The sequence below is a fragment of the Candidatus Eisenbacteria bacterium genome, assembly GCA_035712145.1.
Classification (GTDB): Bacteria; Eisenbacteria; RBG-16-71-46; order RBG-16-71-46; family RBG-16-71-46; genus DASTBI01.
Genome location: DASTBI010000031.1, coordinates 13,511 through 35,758 on the forward strand (window position 1 = coordinate 13,511; position 22,248 = coordinate 35,758).

The 22,248-nt window shown below is 68.0% G+C and carries 16 protein-coding genes; 11 read left to right on the forward strand and 5 right to left on the reverse strand.

The window, feature by feature from the left end:
- Positions 1-31: 31 nt before the first annotated feature.
- The 7 genes from VFQ05_01675 (at position 32) to VFQ05_01705 (ending at position 10,090) form a co-directional block, all read left to right on the forward strand.
- Positions 32-1,213, forward strand: a complete 1,182-nt coding sequence (locus VFQ05_01675) for a 2-hydroxyacyl-CoA dehydratase (GenBank protein HET9325459.1) — start codon at positions 32-34, stop codon at positions 1,211-1,213.
- A gap of 13 nt (positions 1,214-1,226) precedes the next feature.
- On the forward strand, positions 1,227-2,528 hold the full coding sequence (locus VFQ05_01680) for a 2-hydroxyacyl-CoA dehydratase family protein (GenBank protein ID HET9325460.1): 1,302 nt from the start codon (positions 1,227-1,229) through the stop codon (positions 2,526-2,528).
- Positions 2,529-2,546: 18 nt separating this feature from the next.
- Positions 2,547-3,365, forward strand: coding sequence for an acyl-CoA dehydratase activase (locus VFQ05_01685; protein ID HET9325461.1), 819 nt, complete (start codon positions 2,547-2,549; stop codon positions 3,363-3,365).
- Positions 3,362-4,207 carry an acyl-CoA dehydratase activase gene (locus VFQ05_01690; protein HET9325462.1) on the forward strand — a complete coding sequence of 282 codons (846 nt, stop codon included), beginning with the start codon at positions 3,362-3,364 and terminating at the stop codon, positions 4,205-4,207. Before VFQ05_01685 ends, VFQ05_01690 begins: the two co-directional genes overlap by 4 nt.
- Positions 4,204-4,557, forward strand: coding sequence for a hypothetical protein (locus VFQ05_01695; protein HET9325463.1), 354 nt, complete (start codon positions 4,204-4,206; stop codon positions 4,555-4,557). The genes VFQ05_01690 and VFQ05_01695 overlap by 4 nt, the downstream gene beginning before the upstream one ends.
- A gap of 561 nt (positions 4,558-5,118) precedes the next feature.
- Positions 5,119-7,410: a protein kinase gene (locus VFQ05_01700; GenBank protein ID HET9325464.1), complete on the forward strand. Its 2,292-nt coding sequence runs from the start codon at positions 5,119-5,121 to the stop codon at positions 7,408-7,410.
- Positions 7,411-7,708: 298 nt separating this feature from the next.
- Positions 7,709-10,090: a FlgD immunoglobulin-like domain containing protein gene (locus tag VFQ05_01705; GenBank protein HET9325465.1), complete on the forward strand. Its 2,382-nt coding sequence runs from the start codon at positions 7,709-7,711 to the stop codon at positions 10,088-10,090.
- Positions 10,091-10,119: 29 nt separating this feature from the next.
- Here VFQ05_01705 and VFQ05_01710 read toward each other — a convergent pair whose 3' ends face one another.
- Both VFQ05_01710 and VFQ05_01715 read right to left on the reverse strand, forming a co-directional pair.
- Entirely contained in the window at positions 10,120-10,764 is a 645-nt protein-coding gene (locus tag VFQ05_01710; protein ID HET9325466.1) for a hypothetical protein, read from the reverse strand.
- A 52-nt stretch (positions 10,765-10,816) separates the two neighbouring features.
- Positions 10,817-11,908, reverse strand: coding sequence for a hypothetical protein (locus VFQ05_01715; protein ID HET9325467.1), 1,092 nt, complete (start codon positions 11,906-11,908; stop codon positions 10,817-10,819).
- A 149-nt stretch (positions 11,909-12,057) separates the two neighbouring features.
- On the opposite strand from VFQ05_01715, the gene VFQ05_01720 reads away from it, so the two are divergent.
- Positions 12,058-12,717: a HupE/UreJ family protein gene (locus VFQ05_01720; GenBank protein HET9325468.1), complete on the forward strand. Its 660-nt coding sequence runs from the start codon at positions 12,058-12,060 to the stop codon at positions 12,715-12,717.
- Between the two features lie 18 nt (positions 12,718-12,735).
- On the opposite strand, the gene VFQ05_01725 is transcribed toward VFQ05_01720, so the two are convergent.
- The 3 genes from VFQ05_01725 to VFQ05_01735 all read right to left on the reverse strand — a co-directional run bounded on the left by VFQ05_01725 (position 12,736) and on the right by VFQ05_01735 (position 15,789).
- Entirely contained in the window at positions 12,736-13,464 is a 729-nt protein-coding gene (locus VFQ05_01725; protein HET9325469.1) for a CPBP family intramembrane glutamic endopeptidase, read from the reverse strand.
- 158 nt (positions 13,465-13,622) lie between these two features.
- Complete coding sequence (locus VFQ05_01730) at positions 13,623-15,428, reverse strand: ATP-binding protein (protein ID HET9325470.1); 1,806 nt, start codon at positions 15,426-15,428, stop codon at positions 13,623-13,625.
- A gap of 157 nt (positions 15,429-15,585) precedes the next feature.
- Positions 15,586-15,789, reverse strand: a complete 204-nt coding sequence (locus VFQ05_01735) for a cold-shock protein (GenBank protein ID HET9325471.1) — start codon at positions 15,787-15,789, stop codon at positions 15,586-15,588.
- 237 nt (positions 15,790-16,026) lie between these two features.
- On the opposite strand from VFQ05_01735, the gene VFQ05_01740 reads away from it, so the two are divergent.
- The 3 genes from VFQ05_01740 to VFQ05_01750 all read left to right on the forward strand — a co-directional run bounded on the left by VFQ05_01740 (position 16,027) and on the right by VFQ05_01750 (position 22,228).
- On the forward strand, positions 16,027-17,310 hold the full coding sequence (locus tag VFQ05_01740; protein HET9325472.1) for a S1 RNA-binding domain-containing protein: 1,284 nt from the start codon (positions 16,027-16,029) through the stop codon (positions 17,308-17,310).
- 140 nt (positions 17,311-17,450) lie between these two features.
- Positions 17,451-21,287: an ATP-binding protein gene (locus VFQ05_01745; protein ID HET9325473.1), complete on the forward strand. Its 3,837-nt coding sequence runs from the start codon at positions 17,451-17,453 to the stop codon at positions 21,285-21,287.
- Positions 21,284-22,228, forward strand: coding sequence for a cysteine synthase family protein (locus VFQ05_01750; GenBank protein ID HET9325474.1), 945 nt, complete (start codon positions 21,284-21,286; stop codon positions 22,226-22,228). The genes VFQ05_01745 and VFQ05_01750 overlap by 4 nt, the downstream gene beginning before the upstream one ends.
- Positions 22,229-22,248 lie beyond the last annotated feature (20 nt).

Genomic DNA, 22,248 nt, shown 5'->3' on the forward strand with positions numbered 1-22,248 from the left:
CCGAGCGGCGCGGCCGACCCTGGAGGCTCGCGTGAACGCAGCGACCATGGACGTCAGAACCTTCCCGGAGTGGGAGGGAAAGCCGATCGACGAGCTGCTCTATCACTGCCGCGAGCTGCTCGAGGATCCGGATTTCCCCACGGTGCGCCGCTGGCGCGAGGCGGGCGGCAAGGTGGTCGGCCACTTCCAGGTGTACTTCCCCGAGGAGATCGCGCACGCGGCCGGCCTGCTGCCGTTCAAGCTGCGCGGCGCGCCGCTGGAGCCCACCCGGGCGGACTCGCATTTCGGCTCGTACCTGTGCTCGATCGTCAAGAGCACGCTGGAAGTGGCGCTGTCCGCGCACGCAACCGTGGATCTGTTCGTCACCCATCCGATCTGCGACGCAGCGCGGAACCTGGCCGGCGTCTGGGGCCGCAACTTCGCGTTCCCTTGCCAGATCCTTTACCTCCCACAGAACGCCAACTCCGCGCACGCCGGTACGTACCTGCGAGCGGAGTATCAGAGGCTCGCGGGGACCATCGAGGACATCGCGGGCCGGCCCGTCCGCGATGCGGAGCTGCGCCGGTCCATCGCCGTCTACAACGAGAACCGGGCCTTGATGCGGCGTCTCTACGACCTCAAGCGTGAGACTCCGTGGCAGGTGTCGGCCGACGATGCGTACTCCCTGATCGCGATCGGCGGGATGATGCCACGCGAGGAGCACAACGCGATCCTCCGCGCCGCCTTGCCGCAGCTCGAATCCAGGCAGGCCCGGCGGCAGGACCGGGTGCGGATCGTGTTCGAGGGCGGTTTCTGTGAGCAGCCGCCGCTCGATCTGGTCCGGACCATCGGTCGTTCCTGTTACGTCGTGGACGACGATTTCATGATCGGCCTTCGCTGGATCGTCTCCGACGTCGAGGCCGGCGCGGACCCACTCAGGGCGCTGGCCCACGCCTACCTCGAGCAGTCGTCGTACAGCCCGGTCCAGCACGACCTGCGTAAGCCCAAGGAGAAGATGCTGCTCGAGCGCATCGCGCGCGCGCGCGCGCAGGCTGTCATCGTGGCCGCGGCCAAGATGTGCGAGCCGGGGCTCGAGGAGATCGTGGCCCACACTCACGCGCTGGATCAGGCCGGTATCCCGTACTTCGTGAGCGAGTTCGAGGAGAACATGTCGAGCTTCGAGACCCTCGCGGTCCAGCTCGAGACGTTCGTCGAAAACCTGATGTTCGATTGAGAGGCGGTGGGGCATGACGTCCACGACCGGATACGACAGCACCCTCGTTGGCAGGGGCAACCGGGACGGCGCACGCCTGTTCCGCGAGTGGTTCGACCAGCTCTCGGAAGCTGCGGCCGCCGGCCGCGGCGGCGCTTACGTGTTCGTCATGGGGAGCCTGGGCGAGCTGTTGCGCACGTTCGACCTGCCGCTGGTGTTTCCCGAGATCAACTCGCTCCAGACTGCAGTTCGCCACGTGGCACACGAGTACCTGAACCAGGCCGAGGACTACGGCTACTCGCCCGACATCTGCGGCTACGTCAAGGCCGACGTCGCCACGCAGCTGCGATCTGGCGCGCTGCCGATGGGGAAGATCCCGCGGCCGGTGATCGCCGTCCACACCAACGCCTGCAACACGTACATCAAGTGGGCCGAGATCTGGGAGCGCATGTACGGCTGTCCGATCGTGACCATCGACGTGCCCGGCAGCCGCGCCGCGGGGCGCCACACCTGGCCCGGCGATCCCGAGTTCGAGAGCGACCGGCGTTACGTGTCGGCGCAGATCCACGAGCTGATCCCGCTGCTCGAGCGCGTCACTGGCGTCCGCTTCGACATCGACCGGCTGCGCGAGAACCTGAAGCACGCGAACGCGCTGTCCCGCGGCTGGCAGCGCGTGCTGGCGCTGAATCGCAACCACCCCGCGCCGTTCAACGCGCTGTCCGACGGGACGATCTTCCTCGGCGTCGCGAACGCCTACCGGGGCACCGAGGCTGGCGCCCGCTATTTCGATGACCTGGTCGAGGAGATGGAGTACAAGGGCGCCCACGCCATCGGCACCGCGATCGCCGAGTCCTTCCGCCTGATCTTCGTGGGCGTGCCGTGCTATCCGCTGTTCCGACGCTTCAGCGAGATGTTCGGCGAGCAGCGGGGAAACTTCGTGCACTCCACCTACCTGTGGTTCGCCTCGGGCGGCGCGAACACCGGATACCAGTGCCCGCTCGAGAATCCGATCGATGGCCTCGCGGAGGGGCTGCTGATCGGGGTCCGCGACGCCATGGACAGCATGTTCTTCCACACGCTGCCGCTGCTCACCATGGTTCAGGAGTACGAGGCCGACGGCGTGGTGTACCACCCGATCAAGAGCTGCCGCACCGTCTCGACGGGACTCGCCGACAGCCGGCGGGCGCTGATGCAGGCGGCCGACATCCCCAGCTTGTTCATCGAGTCCGACATGATGGACCGGCGCGTGGTGTCCGAGGCGCAGCTCAAGAATCGCATCGACGCCTTCTTCGAAGGACTGGCGAGCCGCCGTCATCTGGCGGCCACCGGGCATTAGCCCAGGACGGAGCACGGCATGGCCTACGCAGCTGGCGTGGACGTCGGGTCGACCCAGACCAAGGCGGTGATCGTCGATGAGGATCGGCGCATCGTGGGCCGCTCGTTAACCGAGACCGGGTCCAACGTGATGCGGGCGGCCGAGGACGCCTTCCAGCAGGCGCGGGCGGCCGGCGAGGTGCGGGAGGAGGAGATCGAGTACGTCGTCGGCACCGGTTACGGGCGCTACAGGGTCACCTTCGGCAACGCGCAGGTGACCGAGATCAGCTGCCACGGGCGCGGCGCGGTGCAGATGTTCCCCGCCACCCGCACGGTGGTGGACATGGGCGGGCAGGACACCAAGGCGATCCGGGTCTCGCCCGGGGGCGAGATCCTCGACTTCTGCATGAACGACAAGTGCGCCGCCGGCACCGGCCGGTTCCTGGGCGCCGCCTCGGCGGCGCTGCACATCCCGCTCGACGCGCTCGGACCGACGGCGCTGCGCGGCGAGCGCCCGGTCAAGATCAGCACCACCTGCACCGTGTTCGCCGAATCCGAGATCCTGTCCTGGCTCGGGAAGGGCAAGAAGATCGAGGACATCCTGCTCGGGGTCCACCAGTCGATCGCCACCCGATCGGTTGGCTTGCTGCGCCGCGTCGGCGTCGAGGAGCAGGTGACCTTCACCGGCGGCGTGGCGAGGAACGTCGCCATGATCGCGGCCCTGAACGACAAACTCGGGCTCACCGTCAACGTGAGCGAGGAAGCGCACTACATGGGCGCGCTCGGCGCCGCGCTGTTCGCGCTCGATCACATCCGCGCGGCCCGCGCCCCGGCGCCCGCCAGGACGCGTGACCCATGAGAATCACCTTGGGTATCGACATTGGCTCCACGTACACCAAGGCGGTGGTCGTGGGCGAGGATCACGTCATCCGCGGACGCGCCGCGATGCGGACCGGGTTCCAGCTCGCCGAGGTCGCGGAGCGGGCGCACGACGAGGCGATCGCGGCGGCGAGGATCTCGCCCGCCGACGTCGCCTACACAGTGGCGACGGGCTTCGGCCGGCATCAGGCGCCGTTCGCCGATCTGAAGGTTACCGACCTGACCGCCGCCGCGCGTGGGGCGACCGCGCTGTTCCCACGCACCCGCACCATCCTGGACGTCGGCGGCCAGACCATGAAGGCCAGCCGGATCGATGACCAGACGCACGTGAAGTCGTTCCGACTGAACGACAAGTGCGCGGCGGGCACCGGTGCGTTTCTCGAGAAGACCGCCCGCTACATGGGCTACAGCACCGAGGAGATCGGCCCGCTGGTCGCGACCTCGAAGGAACCGACCACGATCTCGGGCGTGTGCGCGGTGTTCGCGGAATCCGAGGTGATCAACCACCTGTCCCAGGGCGTCTCGCCCGCCGACATCATGCACGGCGCGATCGTCTCCCTGGTGGGCCGATCGATGCAGCTCATGAAACGCGTCCAGATGGAGCCGGAGTTCACCTTGATCGGCGGCATCCTACGGTTCGAGACCATGGTCCGCGTCATTCGCAGGGAGCTCGACGCCGAGGTCAACGTGCCCGACGGCGATCTGGTGCAATTCGTTGCAGCCTTCGGCGCGGCCGTGCTCGGACACCGGCGCCTGCGGTCACGCGACCGGGACGCCGCGGCCGCGGCGTCCGCTCCGGCGAGCGGGGGGAGCGTTCCATGAGCCGCGAGCCCGACACCCGGGAAGCGCCCGGCCCGGGCGACCGGCCGGAGGAGACACTCCTCAGGTCGCTCCGGCTCGCGGTCGAAGGCGAGGCCCGGCGCGTCCTGTCCGATGCTCAGGTCGCTTCCGATCCGGAACGCATCGCCAAGGGATGGGAACGACGCTTCATCGCCGACGAGACCCGCATCGCCGAGATGGTACAGCTCTACCACGAGCTGGGCTACGAAACGGTCGTCGATCCGGTCCGTGCCGCGGACGTCGTCGAGGATTGCGGCGATTGCCCGCTGGTCGTGCTCCAGCGGCTCAAGATGATCTACACACGCTCCCACGCCGGCGCGCAGAACGCCTGAAGGACCTGGGAGGAACTCGGGTGCACCCCATCGATCGTCTGCTTCGAGGGTGGATGCCTACATGCTGCGGCGGAGAAAGGTTCGATGAGGCTAGTCAAGCTGGTCAGTAGTCTGGTGTGCACCCCTCGAATACGCAGCCATGAGCACTGTCTTTGAGATCCGGGGTAGGATCCGCGGCACCCCGCGAACCTACGGCGCGCGTCACTCCGAGGATGCGTGGCGCCGTTGCGTGGTCGAAGGTGCGTGGTCGGGACATGAAGACCTCGCCTTCCCGCTCTCCTGCGATCTAGAACTGGAGTTCTCGTTCCGGATCGACGCGGCCTCGCCCGATTACGGATGGAACCCGCACCCGAACGGCCGCGATCTCGATACGCTTGTGGTGCAGAGCTCGACGTGTGCGGCGCCACTTTGCGGCAGGAACGAAAAGCGGCCGAGCTTACGATGGATCGCCGATCCGAGGTGCGTGCGCCGCCTCTGGGCGACGAAGACGATCGTCACCGACGGATCGCGGGCCGGCGCAGACATCGTCATTCGGCCTCTCGGGTGCGGTAGAGTCCCGCCATGCCGCTGAGCCTCGGAAGCCGCTTGGGCGCCTATGAGATCGTCGCCCCGCTCGGCAGTGGCGGCATGGGCGTGGTCTATCGCGCCAGGGATCTGCACCTGGGGCGCGAGATCGCGCTTAAGGTCCTGCCCGCCGAGATGTCCGCGAGCGCCGACTGGCTCGCCCGCTTCGAACGCGAGGCGCGCATCGTGGCGGCCCTCAGTCACCCGAACATCGTCGTGCTCCACACCTTCGAGGACGAGGGCGGCGTGCGCTTCCTCACCATGGAGTTGGTGGAGGGGCAAAGCCTCGATCAGGCGCTAGCGCCCGGAGGACTTCCCATCCCCAGCGTGCTGGACATCGGCATCGCCCTCGCCGACGCGCTCACGGCCGCGCACGAGAAGGGAGTCATCCACCGCGATCTCAAGCCCGGGAACGTGATGCTGACCACGGATGGGCGGATCAAGGTCCTGGATTTCGGGCTCGCCAAGCTCACCGAGTCCGCGGCGCCGATCGCGGCCTCGCAGGCGGCAACCCTCGCGGCGCCGATTTCGGGAGCGGGGATGATCCAGGGCACGGCGCCTTACATGGCGCCGGAGCAGATCCGGGGCGAGGCAGTCGACGCGCGCAGCGACCTATTCGCGCTCGGCGTGGTGGTCTACGAGTTGGTGGCGGGGAAGAGGCCGTTCACCGGCGAGACGTACGTGGACATTGTCCACGCCATCCTGCACGGCGGACCGATGCCACTGACCAGCGTGCGGTCGGACGTGCCGCGTGACCTCGATCGAATCGTGACCCGGTGTCTGGAGAAGAACCGGCGGCAGCGGTTCCAGACCGCGCTCGACGTTTCGAACGAACTGCGCCAGCTGCGCAAGGAGTGGGAGCGTGGCGAATCGGGGCCGGCCACGGAGAAGGTCGCCTCCATCGCGGTGCTGCCATTCGCGAACCGCAGCGGCAGCGCCGAGGACGAGTACTTCTCCGACGGGCTGGCCGACGAGCTGCTCAACGTGCTGGCGAAGATCAAGGGGCTGCGCGTGATCGCGCGCACGTCGTCGTCCCAATTCAAGGGCTCGACGGACGACGCCGCCACGATCGGGCGCAAGCTGGATGTGGTCACGTTGCTCGAGGGCAGCGTGCGCAAGGCGGGGAACCGGGTGCGGATCGGCGTCCAGCTCGTGGACGTCGCCGACAGCTCGCAACTGTGGTCGGAGACCTACGACCGCAAGCTGGACGACATCTTCGCGGTGCAGGATGACATCGCACAGTCGGTGGTGAGGGAGTTGAGGACGACGCTGCTGGGGCAGGCGGCGGACTCGGACGCGAGCGGCAAGGCGAAGGCTGATGTGGCCCGGGCGGCGAAGGGACGCGCGACCGATCCCGAGGCCCATCGGCTTCACCTGCTGGCGCGACACCTGCTCGAGCGCATGATGCGCGAGGACGTGGCGAAGGCGATCGAGTACTTCGAGCAGGCCCTCGAACGGGACCCGAAGTTCGCGCTCGCCTGGGCGTGGCTGGGCCGGGCGCAGGCGACCGAGGCGGATCGGGGCTGGGAACCGGCTGCCGAGGCCTATGCGCGGGCGCGGGAGACGTTGGGTCGGGCGCTCGAGCTGGAGCCGGATCTCGCCGAGGCCCACGCCTTCCTGGGGTGGGTCCGGATGAGCTTCAACTGGAACTGGCGCGGCGCGCAGGCATCCGTCACGCGCGCGCTCGAACTGGCGCCGGGGAGTGCCGACGCGCTCCTCACCGCGGGCGCGCTGGCCAGCGCGCTGGGTTCCTTTGACGAGGCGATCGGGCTGCTCCGCCGCGCGGTCGAGCAGGATCCGCTGAATCGCAGGGCCCATTCCAATCTCGGGCTCGTGCTGTGGGCGGCGGGGCGGCCCGATGAGGCCGAGGCGCAGTTCCGGAAGGTCCTCGAGATCGCCCCGCACTGCGTCGTCTCCCGGTCTCATCTCGCCCTGACGCTGCTCGACCTGGGCCGCGGCGAGGAGGCTTTGGACCTGGCGATGGCGGAGCCGGCAGGTTCTTCCCGGCTGAAGGCGCTGTCGATCGTCCATTGGGCGCTGGGCCACCCCTTCGAATCAAGCACGGCGCTCTCGGAACTCACTGAGCAGTACGCCGAGGGCGACGCGTTCCAGATCGCCCAGGCGCACGCGCGGCGGGGCGAGGTGGACCAAGCGTTCGCGTGGCTCGATCGAGCCTACGAGCAGCAGGACCCCGGGCTCACCGACACGAAGCACACGCCGAACCTGCGTCCCCTCTACAGCGATCCGCGATGGGGCACGCTCTTGAGGAAGATCGGACTCGCAGACTGAGGGACACGACCACCGCCGCCGACCCTACTGGGTGCGGAAGTCGGGTGCTCGGCCTCTAGCTTCGCGCTCGCCTGGAGTAGATTCCTCTGATGTCACCTACCAAATCCGGGCGCCCTCTCACGAGGGCGCCCATCTCGTTGTGCGCCCGGACATGAGGCAGGACGAGGAGGAGGCGGCAGAGGCTCGGCCATCGGGTCGCCCTGTGTGAGACCAGGATAGTTCTGGCCAGGCCGTTCGTTTCCTGCGCCGGCATCGTTTCTCCATGTAGGCCCCAAGCGTCCCGTTCCCGGAGGTTCCGATGCGCCGCCGTGCAGCTCTCCCCGTGCTCCTCGCCTGGACTGTGTGCGCCGTCTCAAGCGGCGAATCCCTGGCCGCCTGGCCGTACGATCCCGTGAACGGCAACGTGCCGATCGCGACGGGCCCCGGCCATCAGCGCTACCCGAGCATCCTCGCCGACGGCGCCGGAGGAGCCTTCATCGCGTGGCACGACTCCCGGAACGGCGGCGCTAACTACGACATCTTCGTCCAGCGCATCGATGCGGCCGGTGTGCCCCTGTGGACGGCCAACGGGGTCGCCGTCTGCACCGCCCAATTTGATCAGGCCAACACGGCTCTCGTTTCGGACGGAGCGGGTGGCGTGATCGTCGCCTGGCACGACCTGCGCTCCGGCCCCTCGTGGGACATCTATGCTCAACGGCTGAACGGCGCCGGAGTCCCGCAATGGACCGCCAATGGCGTGGCGCTCTGTGCCCTCGCGGCTAATCAGCTCAATCCGGTCATCGTCACCGACGGAGCGAGCGGCGCGGTCGTGATCTGGACGGACTCGCGGAACGGCAACGACGACATCTTCGCGCAGAGGGTCAGCGCCGGCGGCGTCCCGCAGTGGACGGCGAACGGTGTCGCTGTGAGCGCTGCGTCGGGCCCGCAGAGTGTTCCCGACGCCATCCCGGACGGGATCGGCGGGGCGTACGTGATCTGGCGGGACGGTCGGAACGCGTTTCCGAACGACGGCATGATCTTCGGGATCTGGGTCTACAACGATGGAACGATCATAGGGATCCCCAACGGCCAACTCATCGACCAGGGCCATGCGACGACGATGCCCCGGATCGTCCCGGACGGCTCCGGAGGCTCGATCATCACGTGGCACCAGGTGCAATCGGGGTCGCAGAACATCCTGGCCCAGAGACTGACCCTGGGCGGCGGTCGGAGCTGGAACAACGGCACCTCGGTGGTCGTGTGCGGAGCCGCCGGCGATCAGATGTACCCATCGATCGCCGCCGACGGTCAGGGTGGAGCCTTCATCGTCTGGAAGGACCTGCGGGCGGACGCCGGCGACATCTACGCCCAGCGGCTCATCACCGGCGGATCGAAGTTGTGGCCGACGGAAGTCGTGATGTGCGCCGCGAGCGGCCACCAGAGCGAGCCCGTCGTGGTCTACGACGGCGTCAGCTCGAGCATCGTGACGTGGTCGGACAGCCGGAGCGGATTCACCGACGTCTACGCGCAGGCCGTCACCGCGAGCGGTGGCTGGGGCGGAAACGGGGTTCCCGTCTCGATCGCGGCGGTCGACCAGCTGCTCCCCAGGGCCGTTGTCGGCAACGACGGCAGCGCGATCGTCACCTGGTTCGACACACGGAACGGAATCGACAACGACATTTATGCGCAACGCGTCGGGCGCCACGGCGAGCTTGGCGCGGCGGAGCCGACGATCGTCGACGTGCGCGACGTGCCCAACGATCAGGGTGGTCGCGTGCAGGTCGAGTGGACGGCGAGCTACCTCGATGTCGCTCCGGACCTCGCCATCGAGGGCTACTCGGTGTGGCGGCGCGTGCCGGAGCCGGCGTCACAGGCGGCGCTCGCCGGTGACGCGCGTTTCCGCCGGATGGCGCCGGCGCTCGGGATGCAGGCGGTGTACTGGGAGTACCTCGTGACGCTCCCGGCGCGCGGATTCCCCGGCTACAGCTTCGTGGCCCCCACCACCAGCGACCAGCTGCCCGGATCGAACCCCTACACCTCGTTCATGGTGCTCGCCGAGAAGGAGGGCGGCTATCCCTACTGGAGATCGGCCCCGGACTCGGGGTACTCGATCGACAATCTCGCGCCGCCGGTGCCCGCACCGTTCACTGGTACGTACGCGTCCGGCAGCACGACCCTTCATTGGGGCGTCAACCCGGCCGCGGACTTCGCGGAGTATCGGATCTATCGCGGTAGCTCGGCCGGCTTCGTCCCCGGGCCGGGCAACCTCGTGGCGACCGCTCCGGACACTGGCTACGTCGATGGGGACGGCACGACGTCCTCCTATTACAAACTGTCGGCGGTGGACATCCACGGCAACGAGAGCGTGTTCGCGCTGCTCTCGCCCTCGGGCACGGTCGCGACGGAGGACGGCGCTCGGCGGATCGAGCTGCAGCTCGCGTCGCCGCGGCCGAACCCCGCGCTGACGTCGGCGCGCATCGCGTTCGACCTCCCGCGCGCGACGCCCGTCTCGCTGATGGTCCACGACGCGACCGGCCGCGTGGTCCGCACGCTGTTCCAGGGTGTGCACGCGGCCGGACGATTCAGCCTGCCGTGGGACCTCCGCGACGGCTCGGGGTCTCGTGTGCCGAGCGGCGTCTACTTCGTCCGCCTGGAAGCCCACGCACAGCGCCACAGCCGCCGCGTCGTCGTGATGCGTTGAACCCGGGGGCGGGTGAGGGCGGAGGTTTCCTAAACCGCGCCCGCGGTCTTCTGCCTTACGGTCCGTCGGCGGAGCGGCTCGAGCCGCGGAGGGCGCTTGCCGTGGCGGAGCGCGCCGGCGACCGGAACGTATTCGAGCGGCTTCCCTTCGTCGACGCAGCGCAGCATCAGACCGCCGCGGCTCATGTCACCGCGCCCCACGAACGCCGAGGGGAACTGCAGCCGGCTCTGGAAGTGTCGCTCCACGACGTCCGTGTACTTGCCCGTGGCGATGCTGCCGAGCAGGACGACCTGGTCCGCATCATCCAGAGCGCGCGCCAGCGCCGCGCAGTCGCGCTCGAGCGGCGCCCGGAATCGCGGCTCAGCAGGGTCGACCCCCACGCCGGCGATCCCCAGGAGATCGGACATGGTGATTCGCTGGTCGGGAGGAATCAGTCCCCACCCTGGCGTGATGACGAGCACGCCGTGCGGCGCCCGCGTCGGGCGTGCGAACGCGCGCCCATAGGCGAGCTTGCCCCGAAAGTAGAGACCGCTGAGGAAAGTGAAGACCTCGCCGATCGACGCTCCGTTTTCCCTCAGCCGCACGGCCAGGGGGAACGCGGCACGCCCGCTCATCAGGATCTGTGCCCGCCGCCCGCCGCAATGGGCGGGGGAGAGCAGGAACACGCTCTGCATGGATGGTCTTCGTCTCGGTGGGGCCCGCGGGTCGCTGCGAAGAAGCCGAAGATTACTGCTTCGTCTTCGCCCACTCCAGGAGCCGCTCGACCGGCCAGGTGTTGAGGACACGCGCCGCGGGGATGCCGGCCCTGCGGGCGTGAGCCAGAGCGAACTCCGCGTACCTCAGCTCATTGCCGGAGTGGGCGTCGCTGTCCAGCGCGAACAGGCATCCGGCCTCGAGCGCCAGTCGAGCCGTCTCGTGATCCAGGTCCTGGCGGTAGGGATCTCCGTCGATCTCGATGGCGACGTCCTGTTCCCGCGCCTGCTCGAACACTTCGCTCCAGCGCGCCACCACCCCACGCCGCGTGAACATTCGTCCACGAGGATGAGCGAGGACGTGGACCTGCGGATGACGAACCGTGGCCACCATCCGCTCGGTCTGGTCCTCGGCTCGGCGCAGCTTGGAGTGCGGCGCCGCCAGCACGATCTCGAACTCGGCCAGCTCGTCGGACGTCATGTCCACGCCGCCTTCGGATGGAATGTTCGCCTCGATCCCCTTGAGCACCCGAAATCTCCCGGCCCATTCGCGATTGAGGCGGTCGGCCTCGCGATGCTGGCGCCGCACGTCCTCCATGCTGACACCGCCGGCGATCTTCAGCCCGTACGAGTGATCGCTGACGCCGATGTATCCATATCCGCGCGCCATCGCGGCCTCGGCCATGGCGGCAACCGACTCGGCGCCGTCGCTCCACTCGGTGTGCATCTGCAGGTCGCCTCGATAGTCCTCGAGGCCGATCGCACCCCTGGCCGGGGAGCGCAGGATGCGCAGCGCTTGGGCCCGGCTCAGGAAGTGAGTGCGCAGGGCGCGCGCCTGGTCCAGCTCGGTACGCCGCGCGCTCTTCTCGACCGCCCGCTCGACGGCCGGGCTGCGACCGAGCTGCAGGTGCTCGAGGATCACCCGCTCGCTGGCAGGTCCGACGTAAGGGATCTCACGGGGGGCGTGCTCGCGGACGAAGTCGTCCAGCGGCTGCTCGAGCGAGACGACGGCTCGCGCCGCACGTCGATAGGCCCTTGCTCCATGAGTGGACTGGTGGACGAAAGCGAGATCGTAGAGCGCTTCGGCCACCTCCATGTTGAGGTCGCGATCGACATCCGGGGACATGGGACGAGCCTAGGCTTCGGCCGCGTTCGAGACGCCATCGACCGGCAAACTCACTCGGGGGACGAGGGTCGGGATCGCACGCCCTTCAGGCCGGACCGATGAGGTAGTGTCTCCGTCCTTTCGGACCGACCCTGGGAAGGAGACTCGTCGTGCAGGTGCTCACACTATTGGGTTTGGGTCTCTTGTTGGGCCTGCGACACGCGGCCGATCCCGACCATGTCGTCGCGGTCACCACGATCGCCGCGCGCACCCGCCGTGTGCTTCCCGCCACGCTGCTCGGAATCGTCTGGGGGCTGGGCCACACGCTGACGCTGTTCGCGGTGGGGGCGGCCATCATCGTCTTCAACTGGTCCGTGCCCCCGCGGATCGGTCTCACGCTCGAGCTATGCGTGGCGCTGGCGCTCGTGGTCGTGGGTCTCCTCAATCTCAAGCCACACCGACACGACCGAAGCGAGCTCGGACAGGAGCCGGGAAGACCACCGGCGGGACGCGCCTTCCTCGTGGGGCTCGTTCATGGACTGGCGGGAAGCGCGGCGGTGGCGCTGCTGGTGCTGGCCACGGTCGGCGATCCGCGCTGGGCCTTCGGCTATCTCCTGGTCTTCGGTCTCGGAACGCTCATCGGCATGGCGCTGATCACCACCGGCTTCGCCCTGCCGGTCGCCCTGGCCATGAATCGCTGGGCTCATGCCGGACGGCTGATCCGCGTGTCCACGGGCGCTCTCTCGCTCGCGTTCGGGATCTGGCTCGTCTATCAGATCGGCTGGCTCGATGGCCTGTTCATGGGCACGCCGCATTGGACGGCCCACTGAGTGGCGCTCGGGCCGCGCTCAGCGCGACGGGGTGACGAGCGGCCGAGGCTCGGGGCCCGACCGCTCGACGGCCAGGCGCTTCGGCATGCGCGCGAGCAGTGCGAGCGTGGCGATCGACAGAATGCCGACGGTTGCCCAGCTCATGGGCGACGCCGACCATCCGAACACGCCCTGACCCACGGACGTTGCCGAAGGCACGATATCCTTGGTGTTGTTCACCGCGGCGTGCATCACCATCACGATCCACAGGCTCCCGGTGCGCGCATAGAGCCAGGCCATCGCCACCGAGAGTCCCACCACGGTGAGCATGTAGACCCAGAAGGAGTGCTGGTACGTGTCAGCACCGCGCGCGAAGAAGAGCGGGACGTGCCATGCGGCCCAGAGCAAGCCGAGCACGACACTCGCGCCGCGCAGACCGATCCGCGACGCGAGCCGCGGCAGCGCGTAACCTCGCCAGCCGATCTCCTCGCCCGCCTGGATTGGCGCGGAGAAGACGATCGCGAACGGGATGAGAAACAGCGCCTCGGTCTGGAAGGCCGGCCATGCCCCGGTCCAGAGTCGGACGACCAAGGCGGCCAGCAGCTTCACGGAGATCAAGAAGAGGATCGCGAACGCGTACCAGCCCGGCTTCAACGATCCGCGGAAGACCGGATCGACGAGCCGGCGAACTCCATCGCGTCCTTCGGCGCGCCACGTCAGCAGCAGCGCGCTCACCGCGGGAGAGAAGGCGCCGAGAGTCGCCAGCACGGAGTGGATTGGCCTGAGAGTGGGCCCCGCCGTCACCGCGACGGTGACGAAGAAAAGCCATCCCAGCGCGAAGGCCAGCGAGAAGAAGGCCGCCAGATCGCCGAGGCCCGGGAGAGACCGAGGTCCGTCGCTCGCGGAACTCAGGGCGGTGTGGCCGCTCAGACGGCGAGACCTGAACGACCGGCGGAGACGCGAGCCACGAGCTCGCCCATCACCCGCAGGAGTGTCGGCGGATCCATCGGCTTCACCAGATGGGCATCGAAGCCGCTCTCGACCGATCGGCGCCTGTCTTCCTCCTGGCCCCAGCCCGTGGCGGCGATCATCACGACGTTTTGCCCTCGAGGAAGAGCGCGTACCCGCTCGGCGACCTCGTATCCGCTGAGCCGCGGCATGCCGATGTCGAGCAGCAGGATCTGGGGAAAGCCGCTCTCCGCGATGCTCAGCGCTTCTTCACCGTCGTAGGCGACACGCACCTCGTGGCCGTCGAGTTGAAGGAGCATCGCGACCGAATCGGCGGAATCGCGGTTGTCGTCCGCGACGAGGATGCGCCAGGGTCCGGCGGAGGATGGCGCGGCCGCGCCGGGATGATGCGGCTCGTAGGTTGGACTCTCGAGCATCGGAAGCCTCACGCTGAAGCAACTGCCGCGATCCAGGCCTTTGCTCTGGACCTCGACCGAGCCGCCGTGCATCTCGACCAGCCGTTTCACCAGCGTCAAGCCGAGCCCGAGGCCGTCGGGATCACGACCCACCCCGCGCCCGCTCTGAAAGAAGAGATCGAAGATGTGGTCCTGATCCTCGGCGGGAATGCCTCGCCCTTGATCGATGACGTGAATCGCGACGTCGGGTCCCTGTCGCTCGGTCAAGACCTCGATCCTGGTGCCGACGGGGCTGTACTTGCTGGCATTGTCGAGAAGGTTGGCGAAGACCTGCGAGAGGCGAACGACGTCGGCGTGGAGCCGAACCTCGACCCCCGAAGGCCGCACCACCAGCGACTGCCCTGCCGCCTCGATCAGGGGCCGAGCCGACTCGATCGCCCCATCCAGGATGTCGTCGAGCGGAACCGCGTGCTTCCGCAGCTCGAGCTTTCCCTGCGTGATGCGGCTCACATCCAGAAGGTCGTCGATCAGCCGGGTCAGATGGACGATCTGGCGCTGGATGATGTCCTGGAAGCGCTGTGCCTCCTGGTTCCCGGGCGTCGCGCGGCGGAGCAGCTCCACGGCGCTCCGGATCGGGTTGAGCGGATTGCGCAGCTCGTGTCCGAGAGTGGCCAGGAACTCGTCCTTCCGGCGATCGGCCTCGCGCAGCGCCTCTTCGGTCTGGCGCAGCTCACGCTCGGCGCGTCGGCGCTCCTCGAGCTCGTCCTGCGCGCGACGAAAGAGCCGCGCGTTCTCGAGCGCCACGGCCAGCAGCAGGGAGATGCCTTCGAGCAGCTCGAGGTCGAGCGGCGTGTACACGCTCTCCGCGTCGGCGCTCACCTGCACGACGCCGACGACTTCGCCTTCGAGGCGCAGCGGCGCCATGATGGCGTTGCGCGCCAGTGGCGGGTCGGCATCCCGCAGATCCCGGACGACTCCGGCGCCGTCGACTTCGTAGTACTTCCCCTTTGGATCGCGCACGCGGTCGGCCACGTCGGTGAACAACATGGGCCGGCCCGTGCGGATCACCTGGCTCTGCATGCCCGCGGATTCCTCCCGGTAGGCCAGCGCTGGCAGCGTGGACGGATCGAGCACGTTCCCGCTGACATACGCATAGAGGCACCGGATCGACCCGGAGGCCCGGTCCAGCTCCGACACGATCAAGCCGTCGCAACGCATCGCGGAGCGCACGCTGTCGAGCATGCGGGCGAAAATCGCGGCCGGATCGAGGCTGCTCGCGAGCTGCCGGGCGGTGTCGAGCAGGATCTGATGAAGCCGGTCCAATCCCGACGAGGCGGGGATCGCGGAGGATTCGGGCTTCTGAGTCACGGAGCGGTGGACCTGCAGGAGTGAAAGGGGACGGCCAAGGGCGGACCCTACCACGGCCCGAACGCCGACCCAGGGGAAAATCGGAGTCTGATCCAACGCGAAGGGCGGCGTCCGGAAGGACGCCGCCCCTTCGGCGCGAGGTGGTACCTCGAGCGACTTAGACCTTGCGGACGTTCGCCGCCTGCAGCCCCTTCGGACCGCGGGTCACGTCGAACTCCAGAGACTCTCCCTCGGCGAGCGTCTTGAAGCCGTCGCCGTGGATCGCGGAGAAATGGACGAAGACGTCCTCGCCGCCATCCGCCTGGGTGATGAAGCCAAAGCCCTTCGCCTCGTTGAACCACTTCACGGTGCCACGTGCCACTTGAAGCTCCTTGTATCCGGGTCGATCGACCCGCCCTTTGCCGCGAATCAACGCTGCGGCCGCGTCCGGTCTTCGTGACCTTCGCCTCGATCCGGAAGTTCGGCCAACAAAAAGCCGCCAGGGGAGTCCTCTGGCGGAATCTGATGAGCCACACATCCCGGCAACCGAAGACGCCGACAGTATCGGCGGCTCGATCCCGGAGCGCCAGTCAATTCTTCGGTGAGGTATGATCGGCCCATGGATAACGATTTCATCGAGCCGGACGACGAGGAGCGCTCGCCGGACTTCGCCAAGGCCCTCGAGGAACACGAACGACGGGGAGAGACCGCCGACCTCGCGGCTCGCGCGGCGTTCGAGCCGAGGATGGGCGCGCGCGTGCGTGGCCGCGTGGTGGCGCTCACCAGCGAGCACGCGCTCGTGGACATCGGCGCGCGGAGCGAAGCGATCACGGAGCTCTCGCACTTCCGGACCGGCGAGGAGCCTCCGCGAATCGCCGTGGGGGATACCGTCGACCTCTTCGTGGTCGACGCCGGAGAACCCACCGTGCTCGCGCCGTCCATGCGCTCCGATCCGCATGCCGGGCTCGGCGCCTTGCGCGAGGCGCAGAAAGCGGGCGTGCCGGTCGAAGGGCGCGTGCTGGAAGCCAACACCGGAGGCCTTCGAGTGGACCTGGGCGGCGCCCATGGATTCTGCCCCGTCTCGCAGATCGAGCTTTCGTTCTGCTCCGATCCGTCCTCCTATGTCGGCCGCACGCTGGAGTTCCTCGTCACCGGGATCGAGGACGCGCGGCGGAGCGCGCTGCTCTCGCGCAAGCAACTGCTGCAGCGCCGCGAAAAGGAAGAGTCCGAGCGTCGCATCGCCACGCTGGCCGTGGGGCAGGAGGTGGAAGGCGTCATCCGCCATCTCGAGGCGTTCGGCGCCTTCGTGGACATCGGGGGCGTCGAAGGGCTGGTCCACGTCTCCGAGATCCAGCACGCGCGGGTCGCGCATCCGCGCGACGTGCTCGTCGAGGGTCAGAAAGTGAAGGCGCGCATCCTGCGCATGGAGACTCGTCCCGGCGAGCGGCCGCGCATCGGACTTTCGATCAAGGCAGCGGCGCCCGACCCCTGGACGGGAATCGAGACGCGGCTCGCTCCAGGCGCGCGCGTGCACGGCGTCGTGGCTCGTATCGCCGACTTCGGCGCGTTCGTCACGCTGGAGCCCGGAATCGACGGCCTGGTTCACATCTCCGAGATCGCGCCGCGACGGATCGAGCGGGTGAAGGAGGTGCTGTCGGTCGGCCAGGAGGTCGACGCGGTCGTGCTCGGAGTCGATGCGAAGAAGAAGCGCATCTCGCTGTCCGTCAAGGCCGCGGGAGAAGCGATGGCGACGCCCGAGCCGCCACGGGAGAGGAAGCCCGAACCTCGAGCCCCCGTGAGCGGGCCGCCGGCCATGGAAGAGCCCACGACCATGGCTCTGGCCTTCCGCAAGGCAGCCGAGAAGGCGCGCCAGAAGCAGTCGAAGGCGGACCCGCAGGCTTGAACGCCTGACGCGCCAGCCAGGGACACTTAGCGCGCGCTTGTCCCCCGAGCCGAACTTTGCCAGCATCGAAGTCCACGCGCGCTCCTCCGATGTCGCCGTTCTCGCGAGCGGCGACGCCATAGCGCTTGCAGGGTGCACCCATGATCACCAAGGACGCTCCCGAAGATCCGCCAGCAGGGCGCGAGGTCGTCTCCTCGTCCGGCGAGATGGCGGCTCGGATCCATGAGTACGATTGGGGACGCACGCCGCTCGGACCCATGGACTCCTGGTCGCCGAGCCTGAAGATGATGGTGCGGTTCCTCCTCGTGAACCGCTTCCCGCTCCTCCTGTGGTGGGGTCCTCGATTTCTGCAGATCTACAACGACCCCTACCGGCCGGTGCTGGGGTCGAAGCACCCGAACTCCCTGGGACAGCCTGCGGCGGAATGCTGGCCCGAGATCTGGCCGATCATCGGCCCGCTGGTCGAGACTCCGTTCAGGGGCGGACCGCCGACCTGGATGGAGGACATCGCTCTCGAGCCCAATCGCCACGGGTTCGCGGAGGAGACGCACTTCACCATCGCCTATAGCCCGGTCCCCGACGAGACGGTGGAGAGCGGCATCGGCGGGGTGCTCGCCACGGTTCATGAGATCACCGAGAAGGTGATCGGAGAGCGGCGCGTGGCCGCCTTGCGCGACCTCGGTACGCGCGCCCTGGAAACAAAGACCGCGGAGGACGCATGCGAGGCGGCCGCCGAGATCATGTCGAAGTACCCCAAGGACGCGCCTTTCGCCCTGATCTACCTGGTCGACGAGAGCCGCAGGCAAGCTCGCCTGGCGGCATCCAGCGGTGTCGGCATCGGAGAGAGCGCCAGTCCCCGAGCCATCGACCTCGAGGGCGAAGCGGCCGAGTCCGCGACCTGGCCGCTGGCCGAAGTGATCCGCACCGAATCCTCGATCGTGGTCGAGGACCTCGCGACGCGACTTCCTCGATCGGTTCCGGCGGGTCCATGGTCCGACCCGCCGCGCCAGGCCGTCGTGGTTCCCATTCGATCGAACATGCCGCACCAGCTCGCCGGCATGCTGGTCGTGGGCGTGAGCGCGAGGATCGCGCTCGACGATTCCTACAAGAGCTTCTTCGAGCTGGCGGCCTCGCAGATCGCCACGGCGATCGCGAACGCGCGCGCCTATGATGAGGAGCGCAAGCGTGCGGAAGCGCTGGCCGAGATCGACCGCGCGAAGACGACCTTCTTCTCCAACGTCTCGCACGAGTTCCGCACGCCGCTGACCCTCATGCTCGGCCCTCTCGAGGAGGCACTGTCCAGGGCCGAGGGGCAAGACCTTCCCGGCGGCAAGGATCTCGTCGAGATCGCGCATCGCAATGGCCTCCGTTTGCTGAAGCTCGTGAACGCGCTGCTCGACTACTCCCGGATCGAGGCGGGTCGCGCCAAGTTGTCGACCAAGACCGAGGACCTGTGCGAGCTGACTGCGGTGTACGCCAGCATGTTCCGCTCCGCCATGGACCGGGCCGGGCTGGAGTTCCAGGTGGAATGCGAGCCGCTGCCGTCGCTGGTGCGCGTGGATCGCGACGCCTGGGAGAAGATCGTGCTCAACCTGGTGTCGAATGCGTTCAAGTACACGCTCGAAGGCCGCGTCACCGTCACGATGCGATCCGACGAGGACCGCGCCGTGCTCACCGTCACCGATACCGGCACCGGGATCGCGAGTCATGAGCTACCCAATCTCTTCAAGCGCTTCCATCGGGTCGAAGGCGCGCGCGGAAGGACCCACGAGGGCACGGGCATCGGGCTCTCATTGGTGAAGGAGCTGGTCCATCTCCACGGCGGAAGGATCACGGTGAAGAGCGAGCTGGGGCGCGGCAGCACATTCCGCGTCGAGCTTCCCCTGTCCACGGACGCGGCCCCGACGGCCGCGCAGGATCGGCGGCAGCACGAGGCGGAAGCCAAGGAGGCCAGGGCGTTCGTGGAGGAAGCGCTGCGCTGGCTTCCGGATGCCGATGTGGGCGACCGGGACCCGGCGTTGCCACTTCGCCAGGGCAGGGTCCTTCTGGCGGACGACAACGCGGACGTTCGGCAGTACTTGCGCGGCCTGCTCGAAGCCGTCGGATATTCCGTGATGGCCGTGGCCAACGGCCAGGAGGCTCTGGCCGCGGCGCGCCATGAGCGCCCGGATCTGATTCTGACCGACGTGATGATGCCGATCATGGATGGCTTCGCGTTGCTGGCCGCGGTGCGCTCGGATCCATCGCTTACCGAGACTCCGGTCATCATGCTCTCCGCGCGCGCCGGCGAAGAGAGCAAGGTCGAAGGTCTCGAGCACGGCGCGGACGACTATCTCGTGAAGCCGTTCTCGGCGAAGGAGCTGGTGGCCCGCGTCGCCTCGAACCTGAGCCTGGCGCGGATCCGAAGGGAGAGCGCCGAGCGCGTCACGTCGATCCTGGAAAGCCTTTCGGATGCCTTCCAGTCGATCGACGCGAACGGCCGCTATCTCTACGTCAACGGCGCCATGCGCAAGCTTCTGACCGAACAGGGCATCGATCCGAGCTCGATCATCGGCAAGCACGTCTTCGAGGCTTTCCCCGAGTGGCGAGACACCGAGATCGGCCGCGCGTTCCTGAAGGCGCACGAGGAGCGCACGTACGTCGAGCTCGAGAGCAAGTACGCGCCTTTCGACCGCTGGTATGCGGTCCGCTTCCATCCCGACCGTGAGGGCGGGCTGTCCGTCCTTTCGGAGGACATCACCGCGAGGAAAGACGCGGAGGCCAACCTCCGGCAGCGGACCGAGGAGCGCCAGCACCTGCTGGAGAGCGAGCGTGCGGCGCGCATGGAGGCCGAGCGACTCGGCCGCGTGAAGGACGAATTCCTGGCGACGCTCTCGCACGAGCTGCGCACGCCGCTCAACTCGATCCTCGGCTGGGCTCGCCTGGTGAGAAAGGATTCGGAGAACCGCGAGCTGCGAGAGAAGGCGCTGGAGGTCATCGAGCGGAATTCGCACGCCCAGGCACAGCTCATCTCGGACCTTCTGGACATGAGCCGGGTGATTTCCGGAAAACTCAGGCTCGAGTTCGACCAGGTCGACTTGCCGCTGGTCATCGAAGGCGCCGTCGAGCTGTTGAAGCCGACCGCAGAAGCGCGCGGCGTGACCCTCCGGACCGCCCTTGGGCCGCTGCGCGGAACGGTTCACGGCGACGCCGAGCGGCTCCAGCAGGTGGTCTGGAATCTGATCTCGAACGCCATCAAGTTCACGGAGACGGGCGGCTGGGCGGAGATCGAGCTCTCGGATGTGACGACCGGCGCCGAGATTCGCGTGCGGGACTGCGGCAAAGGCATCCGGGCAGAATTCCTCCCTCATCTGTTCGAGCGCTTCCGGCAGGAAGACCCCTCGGCCGCGCGCGAGCACGGCGGCCTCGGCATCGGCCTGGCGCTGGTGAAGCAGCTGGTCGATCTCCACGGCGGGCTGGTCCGGGCGGAAAGCCAGGGCGAAGGGCTGGGAGCGACCTTCCGCGTCATCCTTCCGTACGTCATGGCACCTTCCCGCTTCTCGGAGGACGATCCCGCCGTGACCACCAAGGGCTGGGCCCGCGGAGACATGCCCAGGCTGTCGGGGATCAAGGTGCTGGTGGTCGACGATGAAGAGGACGCGCGCGAGCTGCTGCGGCGCTTGCTCGAAGAGTCCGACGCTCAAGTGCTGACCGCCTCGTCGGCCGGCGAAGCGATGCGCCTCCTGGCCCGCGAGAGTCCGCAGGTGCTGCTGAGCGACGTGGGCATGCCGGGGCACGATGGCTACCAGTTCATCCGCGAGGTGCGGGCGAGTGGTAGTACCATTCCGGCCGTCGCGCTCACCGCCTTCGCGCGCTCGGAGGATCGCACCAAGGCGCTGCTCTCGGGATTCCAGTCACATCTGGCCAAGCCGTTCGAGCCCGCCGAGCTGCTGGTGACGGTCGCGGCGCTCGCCGGAAGGATGGGAGCGAAAGCATGAAGGTGGCTTCACCGCCGCGCGACGTCCTTCAGGCCATCGGAAACACGTCCATGGTCCAGCTCCGGAGGGTGGTTCCGGAGAACTGCGCCGAGCTCTTCGTGAAGCTCGAGTGGGAGAACCCCACCGGCAGTTTCAAGGACCGCATGGCGCTGGCGGTGATCTCGCGCGCCGAGATGGACGGGCGGCTCGAGCCCGGGTTCTCCGTGGTGGAGTACACCGGAGGCAGCACCGGCGCCGCGCTGGCCCTGGTGTGCGCGGTGAAGGGCTATCGCATCCGTATCGTCACTTCGGACGCGTTCGCCCGCGAGAAGCTGGATCAGATGGCGGCGCTGGGGGCCGAGCTCACCATCGTCGGGAGCGAAGGCGGCCACACCACGAAGAAGCTGATCCTCGAGATGATCGAGAAGGCGCGAACGCTGAGCCGTGAGCCGCGCACGTACTGGACGGATCAGCTGAACAACCTCGACAGCATCGCCGGCTACCACCCGCTCGGCGAGGAGATCTGGACCCAGATGGGCGGCGAGATCGACGCCTTCGTGCACGCGGTGGGGACCGCGGCGTCCATCCGTGGCGTGGGAGGGGTGCTCAAGCGCCACCGCCCTGACATCGAGATCATCGCGGTCGAGCCCGCCGAATCGTCGGTGCTGCTCGGCGGCGCACCCGGGCCTCACGCGATCGAAGGCGTCGGCGTGGGCTACACGCCGCCGCTCTACGATCCGGCGCTGGTGAATGAAGTCGTTCCGGTCGCCACCTCGGAAGCGCAGGCCATGGCGCGGCGCCTTGCGCGGGAGGAGGGCCTCTTCTCCGGGACGTCCGCGGGCGCCAACGTCCTCGCGGCCATCCGCGTGGGGCAGCGGCTGGGCGCAGGCGCGCGCGTAGTCACCCTGATGGGAGACTCGGGGATCAAGTATTTGAACACCGACGTCTACCGGCGAAGCTGAGCACGGCTCACTTCCCCGGA

Coding starts and splice junctions, on each gene's coding strand:
- VFQ05_01750 (HET9325474.1), top strand. CDS start 21,284: ATGAAGGTGGCTTCACCGCCGCGCGACGTCCTTCAGGCCATCGGAAAC.
- VFQ05_01715 (HET9325467.1), bottom strand. CDS start 11,908: ATGTCCCCGGATGTCGATCGCGACCTCAACATGGAGGTGGCCGAAGCG.
- VFQ05_01740 (HET9325472.1), top strand. CDS start 16,027: ATGGATAACGATTTCATCGAGCCGGACGACGAGGAGCGCTCGCCGGAC.
- VFQ05_01690 (HET9325462.1), top strand. CDS start 3,362: ATGAGAATCACCTTGGGTATCGACATTGGCTCCACGTACACCAAGGCG.
- VFQ05_01700 (HET9325464.1), top strand. CDS start 5,119: ATGCCGCTGAGCCTCGGAAGCCGCTTGGGCGCCTATGAGATCGTCGCC.
- VFQ05_01705 (HET9325465.1), top strand. CDS start 7,709: ATGCGCCGCCGTGCAGCTCTCCCCGTGCTCCTCGCCTGGACTGTGTGC.
- VFQ05_01680 (HET9325460.1), top strand. CDS start 1,227: ATGACGTCCACGACCGGATACGACAGCACCCTCGTTGGCAGGGGCAAC.
- VFQ05_01745 (HET9325473.1), top strand. CDS start 17,451: ATGATCACCAAGGACGCTCCCGAAGATCCGCCAGCAGGGCGCGAGGTC.
- VFQ05_01685 (HET9325461.1), top strand. CDS start 2,547: ATGGCCTACGCAGCTGGCGTGGACGTCGGGTCGACCCAGACCAAGGCG.
- VFQ05_01710 (HET9325466.1), bottom strand. CDS start 10,764: ATGCAGAGCGTGTTCCTGCTCTCCCCCGCCCATTGCGGCGGGCGGCGG.
- VFQ05_01695 (HET9325463.1), top strand. CDS start 4,204: ATGAGCCGCGAGCCCGACACCCGGGAAGCGCCCGGCCCGGGCGACCGG.